The following is a 19,210-nucleotide window of genomic DNA, read 5'->3' on the forward strand; positions in this document are numbered from 1 at the left end:
GCCAGGGTCTACGCTGTGGCCAGCGGCCACCGCCCGGTTTTCGTTTGTCCTCACAAACAACGATGATCACGCGGTGGCCGTCCTGCTTCCAAACGCCCTTAACCAGCAAGATCGCGATCTACATCTGGAGCACCAGGAGGCGCCTGTGCAGTGACGTCGAGACCTTTGGCACCCGTAACCCCTCCAACCGCCGTTCCAGGAGCGCGACCTCAAGCAGATCGAAGCTGTCGATGCTCCCCTGGGCCAAGTCTCTCTCGTCCAGGTTCAGCGAGATGCCGCTGAGCTGCAGCACCGTCTCCGGCCGTTCCAGGAGGCGCATCCGCCGCAGTGAAGCGGGAAACGACCGGTACAGCAGCGCCGCGAGCAGTGCCCGGTCCGGACCGGTGAACCGCACCCCCGCCGTGTCCAGTTGGCGCTCCAGCGCCGTGACTTGATGCCGCAATACCGGAATCTCAGCGTCCTTCACCCGATCGGTCAACCGAACACCCGGACGACCGCGAGATTACTGGCGCATTCTGCGCAAACTCCGCAGGACGAGGAGACTCAATCGCCCGTACGCGAAGAGACGAAGAACAGTGCATTATTGACGTCTCCATCAACAGCAATGCCGCCACCATAAAAGCGCCGGAGGGAATTAACGACGAGCGACGCGTAGATCAGTCCTGCTGGAGAGATGACGTCGCCCGGCTCCAGCACTTCAAGCCTGAGCCCGCCATCCGTTCCGATCAGCGAAACGAAAACCGGCTCAAAGAACTCCACAGCAGGCACAGGTAGCCTGAAACCTAGAAGATCGACCGCCCGAGGGGCCGAGATATTCCACGAGAACGACCAGTACCCACCTCTACTCTCCGCCGTAGGCAGCAAGCTCACAGGTATATCGTCCGGCGAATACTTCCGCCCCGATCTCCCATTGCTCAACTACTTATCCCATCTAATATATTCCCAGTCATCTCGGTATCGATTGATAACGTCGAACGCCCCGGGCTTGAACACCCATTCGCCTTCTATGCCTCCCGGCAACAGCAGGCGCCCCTCCTCCAACTCATCGACGACAGAGCGCGGCAGTCTACAAACGATAACACAAACCTCGCCTTGCCCCACGTTCACCCGCTGACCCCAGAAGTGTGCCTGCTGGATGTTTGCTACTGGCTCCGCCGGATCCAACTTGAACGTATGAAAACTTCCAGACCTGCGCGACCCTTTATCATTCTTCCTGAGCGCCGCTTCCGTGACCCCATTGACTTCGATGTCGTCCGCGAACCGTGCACGCGTACCGTGCACGAATTCAACTATATCGTCTGCACAATTGTGTACTAGAACACTTCTCTCACCGCCCTGGACATGGTAGGTGTGATCGATCTCGACGGTGAGGTTGTGGACACGACGCGATTGCTTCCAGGTCTTGGTGGCGGTGATCTGGACGTGGGTGCCGGCGCTGGTGCGAAGCCACATGCCGGGCTTGAGGTCTATTGCCTTGGTCCAGCCGCGGTTGCCTTCGACCCAGAAGGGGTGCTCGTCGGTGGCGGTGATGGTGCCGGTCTTGTCGCCACGGGTGCCGTCGGTGTCGATGGTGATCTTGACGAGGTTCTTCGTGCCTTCGCCCGGGATGAGGGCGGTGACGCGCCGGCCTTGTTCCTTGCCGGTCTCGGGGTCGGCGGCCAGGACCTCGTCACCGACGTCGACGTCTTCGATGGATTTGTAGTTGCCGTCGGCCATGAGTACGGGGGTGCCGGTGACGAAGCTGTTCTTGGTGGTGCATGGACGCAGGCCTCCTGCCAGGAAGTCGCCGGCCTTGCCGGCGAGCTTCCCGCCGACCTTCACCGCGCCGGTACCGCCGCCTGCGACGAGGCTGACGGCGTCGAAGGCGTATTCGCCTGCCTTGAAGGCTCCGGAGTCGGCGTCCAGGCCCACGGGCTTCATGAGGGCGTCCTTGACCCCCGGAATCATCAGGATGGGGCCCAGCGGCGTGGTGGCTCCCATCAAGGCCAGCGACAAACCGGTGGTGAACTCGGTCACCTGTTTGAGCGTCTTCTCCCAGGAGTGCTTGCCTTGGCCGTCGGTGGAGCCCCAGCCGAAGAAGCCGTGGGTGCCTCCACCGCCACCTTCGCCCCCTGAGCCGGATGCCCCCGATCCCCCGGCGGCGGGCGGCCCCTGTGCGGCGGGGCCTTGCGTGCCCACGGGGTCGCCGACCGCGGCCACGGCCTGCTTCCGCAGGTCGGTGAGCGAGCCCTCGGTGTCGCGGACGACATGGTGGGAGGCGCCCGTCCTGCCGGGTGCACGGCCCGGCCCCGTACTGATCCGCTGGCGCTGGTCGGCGTAGCCAGGCCCGCGGACCTTCTGCGGGATGGGAACCGAGACGCGCTGCGCCTTCCGGCGTTCCCGACCCTTGGCAGCGTCGGTACGTGCTTGCTGGGCGCGGTGGCGCGCCGCCGCTACCGCCGCCGCAGACGAGCCACTCCGGGACGGTCCGTGGCCGACACCGCCGCCTCCGCCTCCGCCACCCGAGTTGCCCCCTCCACTGCCACGACGGTCGTTGCAGTTTCCTCCGCACCCGTCGGGCGGATAGTTCGGCGGTTCGGGCTTGACGATCCATCTGTCCGGGCCCGGCCGGAAATGCTGGACGATCCTCTTGATGGCCCTGCCGACGCGGCGTACCAGTCCCCCCAGCGGGATGCCCCAGTGGCCAGTGGGGTCGGTGATGTTCAGCGGGTCGCCGTTGGCGTAGGTGTAGCGGTTGGCGCCGATCGAGCCGCCTGCGGGATCGAGTGTCCAGTCGTCGCGGCTGGTGAAGGCTCCGCTCTTGGGTTCGTACCAGCGGGCGTGCATGTTGACCTGGCCGGTGCCGGGGTCGGTCCAGTCGCCCTGGTAGCCGATCCCCAGTGCCCCGCCCGATCTCGCCATGGGCTGCCCGAATGGTTCGTAGGCGGTGGATTCGGTCACCGAGCCGAGTGTGTTGTCGGGGGCGAAGCCGCCGATCACGTCGCCACGCCGGTCGGAGAGCGTGATGCGCGGGCCGGCGACGCCGCCGGTGGCCAGCAGTCCGCCGGAAGGCCCGCGGGCATAACCGTTGACGCCGTCCCGTACGGGGTCCTTCTCCAGGCCCGCGTAGGAGAGGGCGATGTCGTTGCGCGTGGCGACCCGGTCGAGGGCGTCGTAGGTGTAGGTGGTGTTCCCCGCCGCAAGAAGCCGGTCGAAGGCGTCGAATGTGTAGTCGGTGCCGGTGCCGGTGGCCAGGGTTCCGCGTGGGGTGTAGGCGAAGGTGGCGTTTCCGTCGGTGAGGCGGCGGTTGCGCTCGTCATAGGTGGCGCTGGCAGCGCCGGCTTTGGTGCGGTTTCCGGCGGCGTCCCATTGGCAAAGGGTCTCGGTGCCGTTGTAGGACCAGGAGGTCAGGCGGCCGGCATGGTCGTAGCCATAAGTGTTCTCTCCTGCTCCGGCCAGTCCGGCAGTGGTCTTGCCGGTGAGGCGATCGTTGTCGTCGTAGTTGTAGGTGATCGAGGCGGCGACGCTCCCCTGGCCGTTCTCGAGGGTGTCGGTGACGGGGCGGCCGAGGTCGTCGTAACCGGCGGTACGGAGTCGGCCCGCACCATAATCGATCTTGTTGGGCTGTCCGGCGGGGTTGTATCCGATCGTCTGGGTCGTTCCGGTGATGCCGTCCTGGACGGTCCTGAGGCGGCCGCCGGCATAGCCGAACGTCGCCGCGCCGGACGCGTCGGTTCGGGTGGTCATCTGGCCGTCGCCGTTGTAATCCCAACTCGCCGATCCGGACGGTCCGTCGGCCGACAAGAGCAGGCCCCGGTCGCTATAGCTGTAGAGATTGGTCCCCGTCCCTGAACCGACCTTGGTGAGGCGGCCGGCAGCATCGTAGGCGAGGGTTCGCTCGGCGGTCGGCGACGCTGTGCCGGAGCCAGTCTCGGTGAGCAGCCGCTGGGCCGGGTCGAAAGTGCGCCGCCGGATGATTCCGCCCGGGGCTGTGATCTTGACTGGGTTGCCGGCCTCGTCGTACGAGGTGGTCCAGGTACGGTCGGACGGCTGCGGATGAGCGGCGGTGGCCGGCTCGGTGATCGACTCGGCCAGGCCCAGAGAATTGACCGTGTAGACGGTGGAGTTGCCGCGGCCGTCGGTGAACCTGGTTCGGTTCCCGGCAGCGTCGTAACCGAACGTCGTGGTGATCGACTCGGTGTCGCCAACGGGTTCGACCTGTTTCACCAACCGGCTCAGCGAGTCGTACTGGAAGGTCGTCGAGCGGCCGAACGCATCGGTCGTCCTGGTGGGATTGCCCGACAGGTCGTAGGCGGAGGAACGCTCGCGGAGTCCGGTGCCGTCCGGTTTCAGGTCGGTGGTGCGGACCAGGTCACCGAACGGGTCGTAGGTCAGCCTTGTCGTGCGGTTGAGGGCATCGCTGCTACGGACCTGGCGGCCCGCGTGGTCGTAACCGACCTGGCTCGTGACTCCCGCGCCGTCAACGGTTTTGGTCAGCTGACCCAGGGTGTCGTAAGTGCTGGTGGTGGTGACACCGGTCGGGCTGGTGGTGGTCAGCAGGTTGCCCACGTCGTCATAGCCCGCTCGGCTCGTGTACGCGGCCGGCGTCGGGCGTCGCTCGATGCGAGTGCTGGTCACAGGACGCCCGAGGTCGTCATAGGTCGCTTCGGTGCGGGCGCCGGTGGGGTCGATGGTGGACAGGACCTCGCCGGTGCGGGTGTAGGTGTACCTCCACTGAACGCGATCGTCGTTGGACGTGTGCGGCTCGTCCACGGTGTTGACGCGTCCGAGCCGGTCATAGCTGTAGCGGACGTCGTTCTGCCGGGGATCGACGACCTTGCTGACGCGCCCCAGCGGGTCGTAGTGCGTGACCGTCGTCGGAGTGAGTTGGGTCGTGGATCCCGGTGGGCTGTAGGCGGGGGCGATCTGCTTGACCGGTTGACCAAGGCGGTCGTACTCGGTGCGACTGGTATTGCCGTTGGGGTCCTTGACCTCGGTCTGCTCGTCGAAGGCGTTGTAGCCGGCGACCGTTTCGGGGCGGGCGGTGGCGGGCTGGCCGCCGTTGTTCTCCACCGCGACGGGTGGGGAGGTCGTCTTGATGAGACGGCCGAGTTCGTCGTTGGTGTAGGTGGTGGTGAAGGCGGTCTTGTCAGCACCCGGGGCGTTGCCGCGGGGGTCGGTGACGGCGGTGAGCAGGTCGCGTTGGTCGTAGGCGTAGCCGGTGACCCTGCTGGTGGTGCCGTCGGTGACGGTGGCGGTGGTCATGCGGCCGGGGCCGTCGTAGGTGTAGTCGACGCTGTCGCCGACGGCGGGGGTCGCCCAGGTCACGTTGGACGCGTTGCCGGAGCGGGTCTCCTTGGTGACGTTGCCGGCCGCGTCGTACCGGTAGGCGAGCCGGCGGTTCAGTCTTCCCGGGTCGAGTGTGGCCGACTCCAGGCGGCCGACCCTGTCGTACACGTTCTCGACGACCGTCATACCGTTGGCGCTGGTCTGCCTGGTGGGGTTAACGGCGCCGTCGTGCTCGATGGTGGCCTGGATGTAGTCGCGCTTGGTTTCGTCGGGGTTGCGGAAGTCGCGCAGGATCGTGCTCTTGGGCAGGCCGTCGCCGTAGTAGGTGTAGTCGACCTTGCGGCCCATGGCGTCGATGTCACTGGCCAGGCGGCCGGCGTAGTCGTAGAGGTAGCGGTTGACGACCAGGTAGTCACCGGTGCCGGGGGCGCCTTCGGGGTCTCCGTCGAAGTCGCGCAGCCGAACTTCGGCGAGGGAGTTGCGCGAGGTGTAGGCGTATTCGTAGCGGTTGTCGGCGGCGTCGACCATCGCGACCACGTTGCCGAAGCGGTCGTAGTCGTAGGCGGTCTCGTGGTCGTGGGCGTCGGTGACCTTCTCGACCCGGTTGTAGAGGTCGTAGTCGTAGGTGGTGACGCGGGGTTCGCCGTCGGCGACGGTGTCGGAGACCTGGTCCTTGACCACATTGCCGTCGGCGTCAACCGGCAGCGCTGGAAGACCCGCATCGAGCTCGCGAATGCGATCTTCGAATACCTGGAGATCTTCCACAACCGCCGACGCCGCCACAGCGCGCTCGGGATGCTCAGCCCGGTGGAGTACGAAAGACTCCACTCAGCCCAGCAACTGGCATGAGATTCCGGTAACGCGACACCACGGAACTCGGGGCACATCACTCTAGGTTGTGACTGGACCTGCGGTTCTGTGTGGTTGTTGAAGTAGTCGGCCTCGTATTCGTCGGGTGGGGCGTAGCCGCGCGTAGGTGCCTGTCGTCGCGCACGGTGGTCCCGACCTTGCGGCCGCGGCGGGCGCCATGCAGGCCAAGTTCGCGCACCAGGCGTTCCACCGTGCAGCGCGCCACCCGGTGGCCTTGCGTTGCAGCTGCCGCCAGACCTTGCGGGCGCCGTAGACCCGGTAGTTGTCCTGGTGGATGCGTGTGATCTCGGTCTTGAGCCGCTCGTCGCGGACCGCCCGGGCCGAGGCCGGACGCGACTTGGCGGCGTAGTAGGTGGAGGGGGCGATCTTGGTGCCGTGCGCGCTGAGGACACGGCAGATCGGCTCGACCCCGAACACCTTCCTGAACGCGATCAGTACTTGTGTGGCCGGTCGAGCTCGGCCGCGAAGAAACCCTCCGCGGCCTTGAGGATCTCGTTCGCCCGCTTCAGCTCGGCGTTCTCGCGCTGAGCCGCTTGAGCTCCGCTGATTCCCCGGTCGTGGTCCCCGGCCGGGCGCTGGCGTCGACCTCGGCTTTACGCACCCAGCTGCGCACCGTGCTTGACGCCCAGCCTGGCCGCGACGGCCTTCATCGCCGACCACTCGGTCGGATAGTCCGGCCGAACCTCGGAAACCATACGGACCGCACGATTGCGCAGCTCAGGGGGATAACGGGACGGACGGCCATGACTCGATCCTCTCAGGGAATCGAGCCTCCACCCGACCCTGTGCGCAGCCGGATCCGGGGGCCCGGATCCGGTCGACCAGGTAGGACGACATCCCGGGGGCGAGGGAGAGCGCCGCCTGCCCGGCCGAGTTGGCGCCGCCGACGACCGCGACCGGATGGTCTCCGTATCCGCGGACGTCCAGATCGGTCGCCGCGTGGTGGATGCAGCCCCGTTTCTCGAAGGCCGCCCAGCGGGGCACGTCGAGGCGCCGGTAGCGGCGATCACCGCGCGGGCCTCGATCCGGGTGCCGTCGTCCAGCAGGACGGCCGGCCGGCGCCCGTCGGCGAGGTCGAGGCCCGCGGCCTCGCTGGATCCGCACGCCGGACTTGAGCGCCTGCACCATGGCCGGCCGGGCCAGGGCCTCCCCGCTGATCCCGTGCGGGAAGCCGAGGTAGTTCTCGATCCGGGCGCTCTTGGCGGCCTGCCCGCCGCGGCCTAGCAGCACGGTGGCGGGGCCTCGGAGGCGCCGTAGACGGCGGTGGCCAGCGCGGCGGGCTGGGGCCTCCGGAACGGCAGGTGAGACCGAGGGCCTGCGCGATCGTCCCGGGCGTCGCGCGGCGCAGCACCGCGCCGTGCAGGACGGCGGCTGGTAGATCGTCTTCGTCGAGCCCCTCGGTCCGCATCAGGGCGAGGCCGGAGACCGAGGTGGCGTCGAGCCAGAAGATCGGCAGGAGCAACTGCTCCAGGTACGCGCGCAGTTCCAACGAAGTGCCCGTACCGGGTGAGCCGACGATCTCCAGGGCGCTGCCGCCCGCGGACCGGATGGTCTCGCGCCGTTCCCGGAATACCTCGATCAGGGTGTCGGCGTGCTCGGCGAGGGCACGGCGCAGCGTCGCCGGTCTGATCCGGACGACCGTCCCGGCGGATTCCCCCGCGCGGTCAGATAGACGTTCTGGCCGGTGAGGAGGTTGAGCTCGCCGAGGATGTCGCCGGGGCCTCCCTGGTAGATCGGGCGCTCCGGCTCGATCGCGGTCGCGTCCCTGACCAGATCCACGACCACTGTCCAGAGCAGGAAGAAGTCGTAGGAGGCGTACTGGTTCCGGCCGGACTCGGCCCGCCCGCCAGCGGAACTGCTCCTCGTCCAGGACGGGCCCGCCCTGCGTGTCGTCGTTCATGAGCGCTCCCTTCCTCGGGTCAGGCCGCGACGGCGAGCCGCGACGTCCGCCGCGTGCGTACGGCGGTCATGGTGTAGAGGAGCAGGCCGGCGGCGGTGAGGACGAACCCCGCCCAGACCGTCGAGAGGGTTCCCCAGCCGGCGGCGAGGGTGACCGCCCCGCCGATGGCGCCGAGGGAGTTGGCCAGGTTGAGTGCGGCGAGGTTGAGCGCCCCCATCAGGGTCGGAGCGTCCGGTGCGGCGGCCGTCAGCCGGACCTGGATGGTGGGGATCGCGAACATCATGGTGGCGCCGACCCCGAACAGGCATGGCATCAGGACGAGCAGATGCGTCCCGGCGGCTCCGATGAGCACCAGGAGGGCCAGGGCACCGCCGTAACCCCAGATCAGGCCACGGTGTTCGAAACGGTCGGCCACCTGCCCGCCGAGCTGGTTGCCGGCCGCCATGCCGAGGCCGAAGACGGCCAGGGCGATCGGGATCAGCGCGGGATCACGCTTGGCCGCGTCGGTGACGAAGGGGCCGATGAAGGTGTAGACGGCGAAGATGCTGGAGATCCCGAGCGACGCGACGGCGACCATCAGCCAGACGTTGAGCCGGCGGAGCCCGTCCAGCTCGTTCCGGACGGAGCCGCCGCGGAGATCGTCGGTGCGGGGCAGCCAGGCCACCAGTGCCGCGCCGGCGGCCAGGCCGACGGCGACCACGGTCCAGTACATCGCGCGCCAGCCGGCCTGCTGGCCGATGAAGGTGCCGAGCGGCGATCCGACGATGGTGGCGATGGTGAGTCCGCCCATCACGGTGGCGAACGCCTTGCCGCCCCGGCCGGGGCCGTACACGTAGGCGGCGACGACGGCGCCGGCGCCGAAGAAGGCGCCCTGCACGCCGCCGGTGACGAACCGGAAGACGATGAGCAGCGCGACGTTCGGCGCGAGCGCCGACAGCGCGTTGCCGGCGAGAAAGAGGCCGATCAGGCCGAGCAGCAGCGTGCGCCGGTTGACCCGGGCGGCGAGCAGGGTGATCGCCGGCGAGCCGACCACCACACCGATGGCGTAGGCGGTGATGGCGTAGGTGGCGACGGGGAGTGACACGTCCAGGTCGGAGGCGAACAGCTGGATGATCCCGTTGCTGCCGAACTCACCGGTGCCGATCGCGAAGGTGCCCAGCGCCAGAGCGGCCAGCGCCGCCTTGGGACTTCCCTTGGGTTTCGCGTCCGCGCGGTGCCGTTTCTCCTCCAGGACGCACTGTCCTCCGTACGCTTGTTCATGCACGTCGTCTCCTTCAGCGTCATCCGGCCGCCGGTATTCCAGTAGCCGACGGCCCGGGTCACCATGTCGGCGACGGCCCGTTCGGACGTCGCCGACTGCGCGCGGGTCAGCGCGCCGCGCGCCGGATCAGGTCGGCGGCGGCCTCGGGCTGGGAGATCATCGCAACGTGCGAGGCGGTGACCTCGACGCTCTTGGCCCCTGCCCGCTCTGCCATGAACCGCTGTGCGGCGGCGGGGAGCACCTGGTCCTTACGGGCGACGAGGTAGTAGGACGGGATCGTCTTCCACGCCGGAGCACCGGACGGCTCCCCGAGCGTCCGGGTGTCGGCGGGACGCTGGCCGGCCTGCATCAGCTCCGCGGTCCGCCGCGGCACGTCGCCGGCGAAGACGTCGCGGAAGAACTCCTTCTTGATGTAGCCGTCGACCAGGCCGCCGCCGTGGGGGCGGAAGTCCAGCGCCTCCTCGTTGAGCCTGCTCCCGGGGAACTTGGTCTGCAGGCCCAGGAGCGTCTCCCCTTCGTCGGGCATGAACGCCGCCACGTAGACCAGCGCCTTCACGTTGGGGTTCCCGGCGGCGGCGTTGGTGATGACGATCCCGCCGTAGGAGTGCGCGGCCAGGACGATCGGGCCGCTGAGCGTCGCCAGGACGCTGGCGAGGTAGGCCGAGTCGGAGGACACGCCGCGCAGCGGGTTCGCGGGCGCGATGACCGGATGGCCATCGTGGATGAGGCGGGCCGCGACGTCGTTCCAGCCCGACGCGTCGGCGAACGCGCCGTGGACGAGGACCACGGTCGGCTTGGGCTTGCCGGCCGGGCGGGCCTGCGCCGGGGCCGCGGCCGCGAGCAGGGCTCCGGTGGCGGCGACGGTGGATCCGGCGAGTACCGATCTGCGAGTGGGCATCGAGGTGCCTTTCAGGAACGACGCGTTCGTCTCTCGGACGCAGGACGATCGTCGGTCCGCGGACTTGACGATCGCTGAACGGCCGGTTCACTCGTCGTCCAGTGCCGTTCCCTAGCGTGCGGGCCATGCGAACCACGGAACCTGCGGGCATGCGAACGCCGAGCAAGAACGCTCAGAAATGGGGCTTCCGGGCCGACTTCATCGCCTACGTCGTGGGCGTCGCGGCCCAGATCGTGGTGTGGTGGCTCGTCACCCCGGAACACTTCTTCTGGCCGCTGTGGTCGATGATCGGCTGGGGCGTCGGGCTGGGCTTCCATGCCTGGGCGGTGTACCGGCCGTCCCGACCCGGGATCTGACCTCAGGCCGCCCTGATCGTGCCGGCCGCGCCGTCCTGTTCGCTACCCGTGGTTCTCGCTGGGCGCCGAAGCCGCCGCCGTGGTGAGACGGCCAGGAACCGGGTCGAGACCGTCCAGGAGTTCCTGGGCGCGCCGGGCGAAGAGGTGGGTCTCGTGCTCGGCCGACCAGTCGCGGGCGGCTTCGGTGGCGGCCCTCACCACGTGGACGGGTTCGCCGCGGGCCTGGAGCAGGCGTGCCCGCAGCAGCCGGACCAGGCCCTCCGCGTAGCGCTGGCCGTGGGCCTCCAGAGCCCGGTCCGCCCGGTCGAGGGCGTTCTCGGCCCGGTCCGGCACGCCGGCGGCCAGCCACATCTCGGCGATCAGCGCGAGGTGGTAAGCGATGCCGAAGCGCGGCGGGTCGGTCAGGGTCGAGGCCAGGAGCAGTTCGGCCTCCTCCGAGATCCCGATCGGGTCGTCGCCGGTGAGGGCACGCGCCCAGTACCAGTCCAGCCTGACATAGTGCTCCTGCTGGATGGCGAGGCGGCCGGTGCCCACGGCGATCCATCGGTCGACCACCCGGATCACCCAGGCGGCATCACCCGCCATGGAAGCGATCATGGTCATGTAGTAGGCCCACGTCGCGACGGCATACCCGTCGGCCGGGCCGTTCCATCTGTCGATCATGGCGGCGGCGGCTTCGACGTCGCCGTGCAGCGCGGTCACGACGGCTTGCCAACCCGGCCACTCGCCCGAGACGTCGCGCCGGATCGGGGTGTCGTCCCGCTCGGGGGAAGCCGCCCCCTCGCGGATGGCGCGGTCGTTGTCGCCGAAGGACCGGTAGGCCGCGCCGATGTCGCCGACGTCCCACTGGTGCAGGCCCAGGGCCTGCCGACCGTACACCTGGACGACCGGATCGCTGGACGCCCTGCCCTGCTCGGACAGCCGGCGGACCAGGTCCTCCCGGTTCCACTCCAAGAAGGTGTAGGCCCCGAAGAGGCGGGCGAACAGGAGGCCCGCGGCCTCGGCGTCCCGGCCGAGCCGGCGGGCCAGCTGTTCCGCCCGCTCCAGCAGGTCGAACGTCGTCCCGCCGTATCCGGCCTGCCGCCGCGGGGCGATGGCGAGCAGCGAGAGCGCCGACAGCTCCAGTTCCGGGAGCCCCGCCGTCCGGGCGATCTGGGCGGCCTCCTGCAGGTACCGGTCGGCGGCGGCGAAGGCGAACTTGGCCGTCGCCCGCCGGCCCGCACGCTTCATCGCCTCCGCCGCGCGGACCGGGTCGGCGAGAGGACCCGCCGCTCCCAGGTGGTGGGCGAGCCGTTCGGTGACGGCCTCATCGTCGACGTCGCCGTCCTCGAGCGCGTCCGCGATGCGCAGGTGCAGCCTGATGGCCTGCTGGTGCGCCATCGTCTCGGTGACGGACTCGCGGACCAGGTCGTGCGAGAAGCGCAAGGAGAACGGGTCATCCGGCCTCGGCTCCAGCATGCCGAGCGCACGCAACGGATCGAGGAGTTCGAGGCATGTCGCGACGTCGATCCCGGCCACGCTCGCGAGCAGCCGGAGCTCGGCGTCGCGGCCGATGAGCGCGGCGATCCGCAGCAGCTCACCCGCGTCGGGGTCGAGGTCGGCCATCCGATCGCGAACGACGTCGCGGACCGTGGACGGCACCCCGATCCGGGACGTGCCATCGCCGAGCCCGCCGCCGTCGTCGTGGAGAAGCCGTGACAGTTCGCGGACGAAGAACGGGTTGCCGGCGGTACGGGCATGGATGTCGCGGGCGACGTCCGCGTCCGGTTCACGGCCGGTCTCGCGGCGGATCAGCTCGGCGACGTCGTCCGGGCCGAGCGGGCCGAGCCCGATCCTGCGGTGGCCGGGCAGCCGGCTGACGGCCGCCAGGACCCGGGAGAGGTCGGAGCCCGGTACGGGCGCCCGGTCGCGGAGCGAGCCGATCATCGCGGAACGGGCCGGCAAACGGCCGGCCAGATGGCCGAACAGCTGGAGCGAGGTGGCGTCGGCCCACTGGAGGTCATCGACGATGAGCAGCAGAGGCTGCTGGGCGGCGGCCTGACCGATGACGCCGACGACCTGCTCGAACAGGCGGAACTGACCGCGGCTGCCGGTGAGCACGGGCGGGGTGCCGTCGGGTGAGCCCAGCAGGACGCCGAGATCGCTGCTCCTCCACTTCTCGCGTGCCTGCGCCGGCAGGATGTCGAGCACGAGGGTGAGCGTCTGTTCCCACGGCCACATCGCGGGCGCTCCGTCGCCTTCCAGACACGCGGCCCAGACGACGAGCGCGCCGCGCCGTCCGGCGTCGGCGGCGGCCTCCTCCAGGAGGCTGCTCTTGCCGACACCCGGTTCGCCTTCGACGATGCCGAGCCCGGTACGGCCGTTCAGGGCGTCCTGCACGGCCTGCCGCAGCACCGCGAGCTCCTCGGTCCGCCCGACCAGACCGGAACCTCCGCTCTCGGGAGCCCGGTTCATCGCCGGGGAGGACGTCGAGGCCTGTGTGAGCACGCGCAGGTGCGCGGCTCGCAGCGCCGGACCCGGTTCGATGCCGAGTTCCTCGCTGAGGCGGTCCCGGAACGCGCCGAAGGCCGACAGCGCCTCGGCCTGACGGCCCGCCGCGCCGAGCGTCGAGACGAGTGCGGCCTGGACGGGTTCGTGGAACGGCTCCATCCGCGCGGCAAGGTGCAGCGCGGGGAGCACTCGGTCCGGTCGGCCCAGCGACACGGCCAGATCCGCGGCGGCGGTGCAGGCCGAAAAGAACTCCTCGTCGATGGCCGAGAAGACTGCCATCGCGGCCGTTGCGTGGGCGAATCCGTCCCCCGCAGGCCCCCGCCAGAGTCCGAGCGCCTCGACGTAGTGGTCGAGCGCCCGCTCGTCCTGCCCGTGGGCCAGGCTCGCCGCCGCGGCCTTGAGGAGTTCTCTGAAAGCGACCAGATCCAGGGCGCCGGGACCGGCGCTGAGCACATACGCGTTGCCCCTGCGCTGCAGGTAGGAGCTGGTTCCCCGGGCGCCGATCGCGGGTTCGAGCAGACGGCGCAGGCCGCCGACGTACTTGTGGATGACGTTGAGCGCGCTGGCGGGCGGGTCGTCACCCCAGATCAGATCGATCAGTTCACTCGTCGTGACCGGCTGGCCGACGCCGGCGAGGAGCAGCGCCAGCAGATAGGCCTGTTGCCGTGGGCCGACGTCCTGCTCGGCTCCGTCGCGCCATACGCGCAGCGGGCCGAGGATCCGCAGCCGCACCGGACCGGCCCCCGACGACGCATCAACGTGGGCTCGGATCGGTGGGTTGGGCACGACCACGCCGTTCGACCCCCGGATGGACGACAGATCACTCATTATGGGCCGACCGTCACAACCGGGTCCAGCCTGACCGTACGGCCGGGTCAGCCGTACGGCGAGTGATCGTCCGAGGGGGTCAGCCGGCTTCCTCCACCGGAGTGCGCCCGACAAGAACGGGCTCGCGGACATCACGGCGCGTGATCAGACGTCCGAACCCGGCCGCTGTGAAGAACATGACAATGCCGTAGACCACGGCCGGGAGAGCCATCTCCGCGTTGTTCAACAGCGTCGGGCCGAGCGCGATCGTCATGGCGAAGCCGGTGTTGTGAATGCCGATCTCGAACCCGGCCGCGGCGGCGTCCCGGTGACCGGCTCCGACGAAGCGGGGCACACCATAGCCGACCAGCAGGCTCACGACGTTGAAGGCCAGCACGGCCGGGCCGACCGAACCGAAGGAATCGGCGAGGCCGTTCCGCTGGCCGTACAGGACCGTGGAGATGACCACGACCAGGACCAGGATGGACAGCACCCGCGCCGGGCGGTCCAGCCATCGCGCCACCCGGGGAGCCCGCGCGCGCACGAGCATCCCGATCGCGACCGGCACGAGCACGATCGTCAGAACCTGGATCACCTTGCCGGTCTGGAGCCCGACCTCGGCGCCGCCGGCCAGGAAGTACGCCGTCGACAGGTTGACCACAATCGGCAAGGTGATCACGACCAGCACCGAGTTGATCGCGGTGAGCGTGACGTTCAGCGCGACGTGCCCGCCGAACAGATGGCTGTACAGGTTCGCCGTGGGGCCGCCCGGCGACGCGGCCACCAGCATCAGACCCACCGCCAGTTCGGGAGGAAGCCGGAACGCCAGGACCAGGCCGAAGCAGATCACCGGCAGGACGACGATCTGGCACAACAGCGCGGCAGCGGCCGCGCGCGGATGGCGCCCCACCCGCAGAAAGTCATCAACGGTCAACCCGAGGCCCAGGCCCAGCATGACGACGCCGAGGGCGTAGGGCAGACCTGCCGCGACCAGCTCGGAGACCATGTACATCGCCCCAATCAGCCCATGATGATTCAACTCCCGCGCGAACACTAGGCCTCATGAGTTGACGCCCACTGGATTCGGCGATCCAGTGAACGTCAAGAAGGGCACGATCCGCACCCGGTTTCCCATGGGCCCCGCGTCGGCGTCTCCCCCTAATGAACGCCCATCATGCCACCGCCCACAGCAAGGACCGAGCCCGGCGGCCGCGGCCCACCCGGGCGGCAACGCTCGAGCCCCTGCCCGCGAGCCGCCCGCTGAGTCTTCGGCCGCCTCAGAGGCTGCCGATCCGGCGAAAACCGCGCAGAAGCCATCAACCTCGTCGAACACGCTCCTTCACCAGCAGCCGCACAGGTCGCCCCTCCTCCAACACAGAAGAGGACGACGTTGCTGTTCCCCGGCCCGGACCGGGGAACAGCAAGTCCGAGTCGGCGGCGTAATCGCCGTCAACTCTGCTCACGATGGGTGCCGTCCCTCGCAAGATTCCGGTCCCCAGCCTTGTCGGTGCCGAAAACTCGGCCATGGCGGTTGAGCTGGGGTTTCACGGTTCGCCGGACATGGTCACCAGGAGCGTTCAGCATCGGGGTTGTGAGATTCTCGTGCCGCGCCACCGACTGGCGGTGCTGCAACGACAGACGCCCCGACCTCGCTTCTCCTGGGCCGACCGTGCGCTGATCTCGGCATTGGTCCGGCCGCTGCCCTCGCGGCGGCGCACCGGAATGCTCATCACGCCCGGCACCCTGCCGCACTGGCACGCGGATCTGGTGAAACGACGCTGGACCTACAAACGCAGACGGCCGAGACGCCCCCCTGCCTCCCCGACCATCCGGGATCCGGTGGTCCGGATGGCCGCCGAGAATCCGACGCGGGGATACCGTCGCATCGCCGGAGAGCCAGCCAAGCTCGGCCGTCGCATCGCCCCGGCGACGGTGTGGGCGATCCTCAAGAAGACCGACATCGACCCCGCACCGCGCGGCAGCGGACCGACCCGGGGTCAGTTCCCGCGCTCGCAGGCAGAGAGGATGCTGGCCTGCGACTTCTTCACGGTCGAGACCATCACCTTGACTCGCCTGTACTGGCTCACCGTGGTCGAGCACGCCGCCCGCCGGCTTCATGTCCTGGGCGTCACCGCGCACCCGACCCGACCGTGGATCACGCAGCAACCCCCGCAACCTCATGCTCGACCTGGGTGAACGCGTCGGCGGGTTCAAGTTCTTGATCAGGGACCGCGACCGTAGGTTCACCGGCATGTTCGACGAGGTGTTCCGCTCCGAAGGCATGCGCATCGTGCTCACGGCGCCGCAGGCACCGCGTATGAACGCGATCATGGAACGGTGCGTCGGCAGCGTACGTCACGAGGTACTCGATCGGACGCTCATCCTCAACGCCGCGCACCTGCGCAAGGTCCTGGCCGAGCACGAAGCCCACTTCAACGAGCATCGCCCACACCGGACCCTGAACCAGGCATGCCCGCTGCGGGCGCTCCCCGAGCCCACCGACTCCGAGACCAAGGTCATCCGACACGATCGCCTCGGCGGCCTCCTCCACGAATATCTGTCCAGATCTCCGGAGTCGAGCCTGATTCCGCTGAGGAGGTCGGCCGCTGGCGCGGAGGGCGGTGCGGATCGCGGCGCGAACGCCGTCGAGAGTGTCATAGGTACTGGTGCCCGCCCACCCCCAACAACGCCACCGCAAGCCACGACATCGCTGCCCGCCTGCTCACCACAGGCCACGAAATGCCCGACGGCGTCCTGTGTCACAGCGACGCGATCGCGTTCGGCCTCATGCGAGCCCTGCGCGAAATCGGGCTCCGCCCACCCCAGGACATGCGCATCATCGGCGGCGTCGACGTCGAAGTCGCCGCCATGTGGGAACCCCCGCTCACCAGCATCTCCATCCGCGCCGAAGACATGGGCCGCGCCGCCGCCCTCCTCCGACGCATCATGACCGGCGAGGCCCCAGACGGCCCACACCTGTTCCCATCCAACCTCATAGTCCGAGAAGGCTGTGGATGCCATTCTCCGCGCCCGGGCACCGCAGGAAATTCGCGGCGCACCACAACATCGGGCGTGGTGCTGCGCCCAGGCTTCACAGTGATCAGTCCTTTGTGAACAGCTCGACACCACGGACCGGCAGGACACCAGGTCAGCGAGTCTGCTCCCCGCGCACGTGGGGATGGTCCCATCGAGACCCTGAACATGGACTGCCTGCGCGCTGTGGGATGCGGGAACTGTCGAGGTCACCAACCACACCACCCGGGCCGACCTGCGCGCACGCCTCACCCAGATCAAGGAGGCGTCCCCCGGTGATGACCAGACCCGGCAGTGCTGGTGTCTGATCAGGGACCAGCAGACCCCGGAGGAACGCGCCGAAGTCGTCGCGTCCCTGAAGTAGGCGCGCCGGATCGGCGACTTCTCCGCCGCCATTCTCTACATGGCCTGCTCATTGCCCGTGTCCCGCGTGGCCAGCGCCTCGCGCCAACGAGGAGCCCTAGAAACAGACCGATCAAGAACGCGCTGCGCGCTGGCCGGGCACCGCCCTGGAACCAGGGCCGGACGGTGTCGGATTCCTGGTGTACCTGGCAGCGGAAGGCCGGCAGCAGGGCGATGGCGGCGCCTGCTCCGGCGCCGGCGGTCAAGCCGGTGCACACCGCCTCCACGCGCACCCGTGCTCGGCCGGTCCCGGGCCAGGCGGCATCGGCGGCGCCCAACAGGCATGCCGTGGTGATCCAGATGGCCGCCGCGGCGGCCGGCATCCAGGGCACGGCCGTCGGCGACCGCCCTGCAGACGGTCAGCCGTCGCAGCACTGCCGCCGACCGAGCTCGGACGCCTGCCCACGTCCCCCCCTGCGCCACGCATTCGAACCCCTTGGTGGGACGCACAGGCGGCCACGTGTGATTCAGCCTGAGGGCAGTACCGGCGGTTGGCCAGCGCTGGGACGCGACGCGACATGCGCTCCTCCGTTCCTAGAGCCGGACTTCCTTCCCGCCGTTCTGGGCTCGTTGAGGAGAGTTGCCGACGGTTGGTCGCCGGGCCGAGCGGATGGAACCGTGGCAGTTTGAGCCGGCTCGGCGGAGTGCTGGTGTCGTGGCAGACGAGCGGCACGACCTTGAACTCCACCTTGGGCGCCCCGATCCCGCTGTCATGGCCGGGCGCGGGTGAGCACGAGCTCACCGTGACCATCACCGACCGCGCCGGTCACACCGTGACCGGAAGCGTGCGGTTCACGGTCGCGACGTCAAGGGCCCGTCCCCCGGCGAGACCCCTCCGTATCGCCTGGACATGGTGAAACTGAGCAGGTCATCCCTGGAAACACGGCGGTAACCCCGAAGCGATGAAGTGCCCTCGTAGACCTCACATTTCCGTCACGAGAGCAGGAATCGCATGCGCCACAGCCTCGCCGTCGCCGCCCTCGCCGGGACGCTCGTCATCTCCTTCGCGGCACCGGCCGCCGCCGACCCGCCGCAGGAAGGTGCCTGGCAGCGGTTGCGCAGCAACCTGGAGGCCGTTGTCGACGCCGCCGCCGACACGGGGATCACGTTGTCGGTCGCGGCCACCGACCTGTCCGGACGCTACTGCGGCGCGAGCCTGAAGGTGGGCGGCGACGAGCGGGTCAAGGCCGCCAGCGTCATCAAGCTGGGGCTGCTGGCCACGCTGATGGACACGGTCGACCGCGGTTCACTCGATCTGAACACGTCCGTGCACATTCCGGAGGGGTCGAGCAACATCGTGGGCGGCTCGGGCACCCTGCGCAACCGCGAGTTCCCGCTCGACATCACCGTCGACGAGCTGATGCGGCTGATGGTGCAGGTTTCCGATAACACCGCCACGAACGTCCTGATCGACGTGGCCGGAGGGTTCGGCGTCGTCAACTCGTTCCTGGCCGCCGCCGGTTACGAGAGCCTGTGGCTGGGCCGCAAGATGATCCACCCCGCCACGCCGCCGCTGCAGGAGAACTACATCACCGCCGGCGAGGTCACCGAACTCATCGTGGAGTTGTGGGACGGAACGCTGGTGTCCCGATCGTCCAGCGACTACATCCTGGACCTGATGCATGGCCAACTCGTCAACACCAAGTACGGGGCTGTGATCCCGCGCGAGCACCTGGCGAACAAGACCGGTGAACTCGCCGACGTCTCCCACGACTCGGGGGTCATCACCCTGCCTGGCCGGGAAATCGCGCTCACCACCACGACCGCCTACTCCGGCCTTTCCCAGGCCCAGGTCAACCAGTACGTCCAGGAGACCGCGCGGATCGCTTATCGATTCACCCAGGCCGCACTGCCCGGCGACAAGGGCAAGCGTCCCGCTAACTCCTACTGCCGGGGATCACACTGATCGGCGTCCCAGGCCCCGC

15 protein-coding genes and 1 pseudogene are annotated in these 19,210 nt (G+C 68.9%); 6 read left to right on the plus strand and 10 right to left on the minus strand.

Translation table 11 applies throughout. From position 1 onward, the window contains the following. Positions 1–118: 118 nt before the first annotated feature. The 3 genes from ACFPZN_RS22660 to ACFPZN_RS22670 form a co-directional block, all read right to left on the minus strand. Positions 119–478, minus strand: coding sequence for a hypothetical protein (locus tag ACFPZN_RS22660; RefSeq protein ID WP_378284096.1), 360 nt, complete (start codon positions 476–478; stop codon positions 119–121). Positions 479–543: 65 nt separating this feature from the next. Continuing rightward, entirely contained in the window at positions 544–870 is a 327-nt protein-coding gene (locus ACFPZN_RS22665) for a hypothetical protein (RefSeq protein WP_378284097.1), read from the minus strand. A gap of 48 nt (positions 871–918) precedes the next feature. Beyond that, on the minus strand, positions 919–6,051 hold the full coding sequence (locus tag ACFPZN_RS22670) for an RHS repeat-associated core domain-containing protein (protein ID WP_378284099.1): 5,133 nt from the start codon (positions 6,049–6,051) through the stop codon (positions 919–921). Here ACFPZN_RS22670 and ACFPZN_RS22675 point away from each other — a divergent pair. Further along, positions 6,007–6,117: a hypothetical protein gene (locus ACFPZN_RS22675; RefSeq protein WP_464044043.1), complete on the plus strand. Its 111-nt coding sequence runs from the start codon at positions 6,007–6,009 to the stop codon at positions 6,115–6,117. The genes ACFPZN_RS22670 and ACFPZN_RS22675 overlap by 45 nt on opposite strands. A gap of 42 nt (positions 6,118–6,159) precedes the next feature. Here the strand turns inward: ACFPZN_RS22675 and ACFPZN_RS22680 are convergent, their stop codons facing one another. The 5 genes from ACFPZN_RS22680 to ACFPZN_RS22700 all read right to left on the minus strand — a co-directional run bounded on the left by ACFPZN_RS22680 (position 6,160) and on the right by ACFPZN_RS22700 (position 10,197). Beyond that, positions 6,160–6,798 carry an IS3 family transposase gene (locus ACFPZN_RS22680; protein WP_378284100.1) on the minus strand — a complete coding sequence of 213 codons (639 nt, stop codon included), beginning with the start codon at positions 6,796–6,798 and terminating at the stop codon, positions 6,160–6,162. Between the two features lie 57 nt (positions 6,799–6,855). Next, complete coding sequence (locus ACFPZN_RS22685; protein WP_378284101.1) at positions 6,856–7,368, minus strand: NAD(P)/FAD-dependent oxidoreductase; 513 nt, start codon at positions 7,366–7,368, stop codon at positions 6,856–6,858. 348 nt (positions 7,369–7,716) lie between these two features. Continuing rightward, positions 7,717–7,917: a hypothetical protein gene (locus tag ACFPZN_RS22690; RefSeq protein WP_378284102.1), complete on the minus strand. Its 201-nt coding sequence runs from the start codon at positions 7,915–7,917 to the stop codon at positions 7,717–7,719. A 140-nt stretch (positions 7,918–8,057) separates the two neighbouring features. Further along, a complete protein-coding gene (locus tag ACFPZN_RS22695; protein WP_378284103.1) occupies positions 8,058–9,302 on the minus strand; it encodes an MFS transporter in 1,245 nt (414 codons plus the stop codon). A 103-nt stretch (positions 9,303–9,405) separates the two neighbouring features. After that, a complete protein-coding gene (locus ACFPZN_RS22700; RefSeq protein WP_378284104.1) occupies positions 9,406–10,197 on the minus strand; it encodes an alpha/beta fold hydrolase in 792 nt (263 codons plus the stop codon). A 125-nt stretch (positions 10,198–10,322) separates the two neighbouring features. Between ACFPZN_RS22700 and ACFPZN_RS22705 the strand changes: the two genes are divergently transcribed. After that, entirely contained in the window at positions 10,323–10,553 is a 231-nt protein-coding gene (locus ACFPZN_RS22705; RefSeq protein ID WP_378284105.1) for a 2TM domain-containing protein, read from the plus strand. Positions 10,554–10,595: 42 nt separating this feature from the next. On the opposite strand, the gene ACFPZN_RS22710 is transcribed toward ACFPZN_RS22705, so the two are convergent. Together ACFPZN_RS22710 and ACFPZN_RS22715 are read right to left on the minus strand one after the other, a co-directional pair. Continuing rightward, positions 10,596–13,775 (minus strand): BTAD domain-containing putative transcriptional regulator, encoded by a 3,180-nt coding sequence (locus tag ACFPZN_RS22710; RefSeq protein WP_378284106.1) that lies wholly within the window; start codon positions 13,773–13,775, stop codon positions 10,596–10,598. Positions 13,776–13,950: 175 nt separating this feature from the next. Then, complete coding sequence (locus ACFPZN_RS22715) at positions 13,951–14,856, minus strand: bile acid:sodium symporter family protein (RefSeq protein ID WP_378284107.1); 906 nt, start codon at positions 14,854–14,856, stop codon at positions 13,951–13,953. 458 nt (positions 14,857–15,314) lie between these two features. Here ACFPZN_RS22715 and ACFPZN_RS22720 point away from each other — a divergent pair, with 458 nt between their 5' ends. The 4 genes and pseudogenes from ACFPZN_RS22720 (at position 15,315) to ACFPZN_RS22735 (ending at position 19,191) form a co-directional block, all read left to right on the plus strand. After that, positions 15,315–16,046, plus strand: coding sequence for a hypothetical protein (locus tag ACFPZN_RS22720; RefSeq protein WP_378284108.1), 732 nt, complete (start codon positions 15,315–15,317; stop codon positions 16,044–16,046). A gap of 133 nt (positions 16,047–16,179) precedes the next feature. After that, positions 16,180–16,266 (plus strand): annotated as a pseudogene (locus tag ACFPZN_RS22725) (hypothetical protein); the annotation flags it as partial. A 53-nt stretch (positions 16,267–16,319) separates the two neighbouring features. Next, positions 16,320–16,964 (plus strand): substrate-binding domain-containing protein, encoded by a 645-nt coding sequence (locus tag ACFPZN_RS22730; protein ID WP_378284183.1) that lies wholly within the window; start codon positions 16,320–16,322, stop codon positions 16,962–16,964. Positions 16,965–18,237: 1,273 nt separating this feature from the next. Next, a complete protein-coding gene (locus tag ACFPZN_RS22735; protein WP_378284109.1) occupies positions 18,238–19,191 on the plus strand; it encodes a serine hydrolase in 954 nt (317 codons plus the stop codon). Positions 19,192–19,210: the final 19 nt, after the last annotated feature.

This window comes from Actinomadura rugatobispora (assembly GCF_042656285.1).
In the GTDB taxonomy this organism is placed as follows: Bacteria; Actinomycetota; Actinomycetes; order Streptosporangiales; family Streptosporangiaceae; genus Spirillospora; species Spirillospora rugatobispora.

Bases quoted from the DNA above. Each gene is read 5' to 3' on its own strand.
- ACFPZN_RS22705 (WP_378284105.1), top strand. From the start codon at position 10,323: ATGCGAACCACGGAACCTGCGGGCATGCGAACGCCGAGCAAGAACGCT.
- ACFPZN_RS22720 (WP_378284108.1), top strand. From the start codon at position 15,315: ATGGGTGCCGTCCCTCGCAAGATTCCGGTCCCCAGCCTTGTCGGTGCC.
- ACFPZN_RS22735 (WP_378284109.1), top strand. From the start codon at position 18,238: ATGCGCCACAGCCTCGCCGTCGCCGCCCTCGCCGGGACGCTCGTCATC.
- ACFPZN_RS22730 (WP_378284183.1), top strand. From the start codon at position 16,320: ATGCCCGCTGCGGGCGCTCCCCGAGCCCACCGACTCCGAGACCAAGGT.
- ACFPZN_RS22715 (WP_378284107.1), bottom strand. From the start codon at position 14,856: ATGGTCTCCGAGCTGGTCGCGGCAGGTCTGCCCTACGCCCTCGGCGTC.
- ACFPZN_RS22700 (WP_378284104.1), bottom strand. From the start codon at position 10,197: ATGCCCACTCGCAGATCGGTACTCGCCGGATCCACCGTCGCCGCCACC.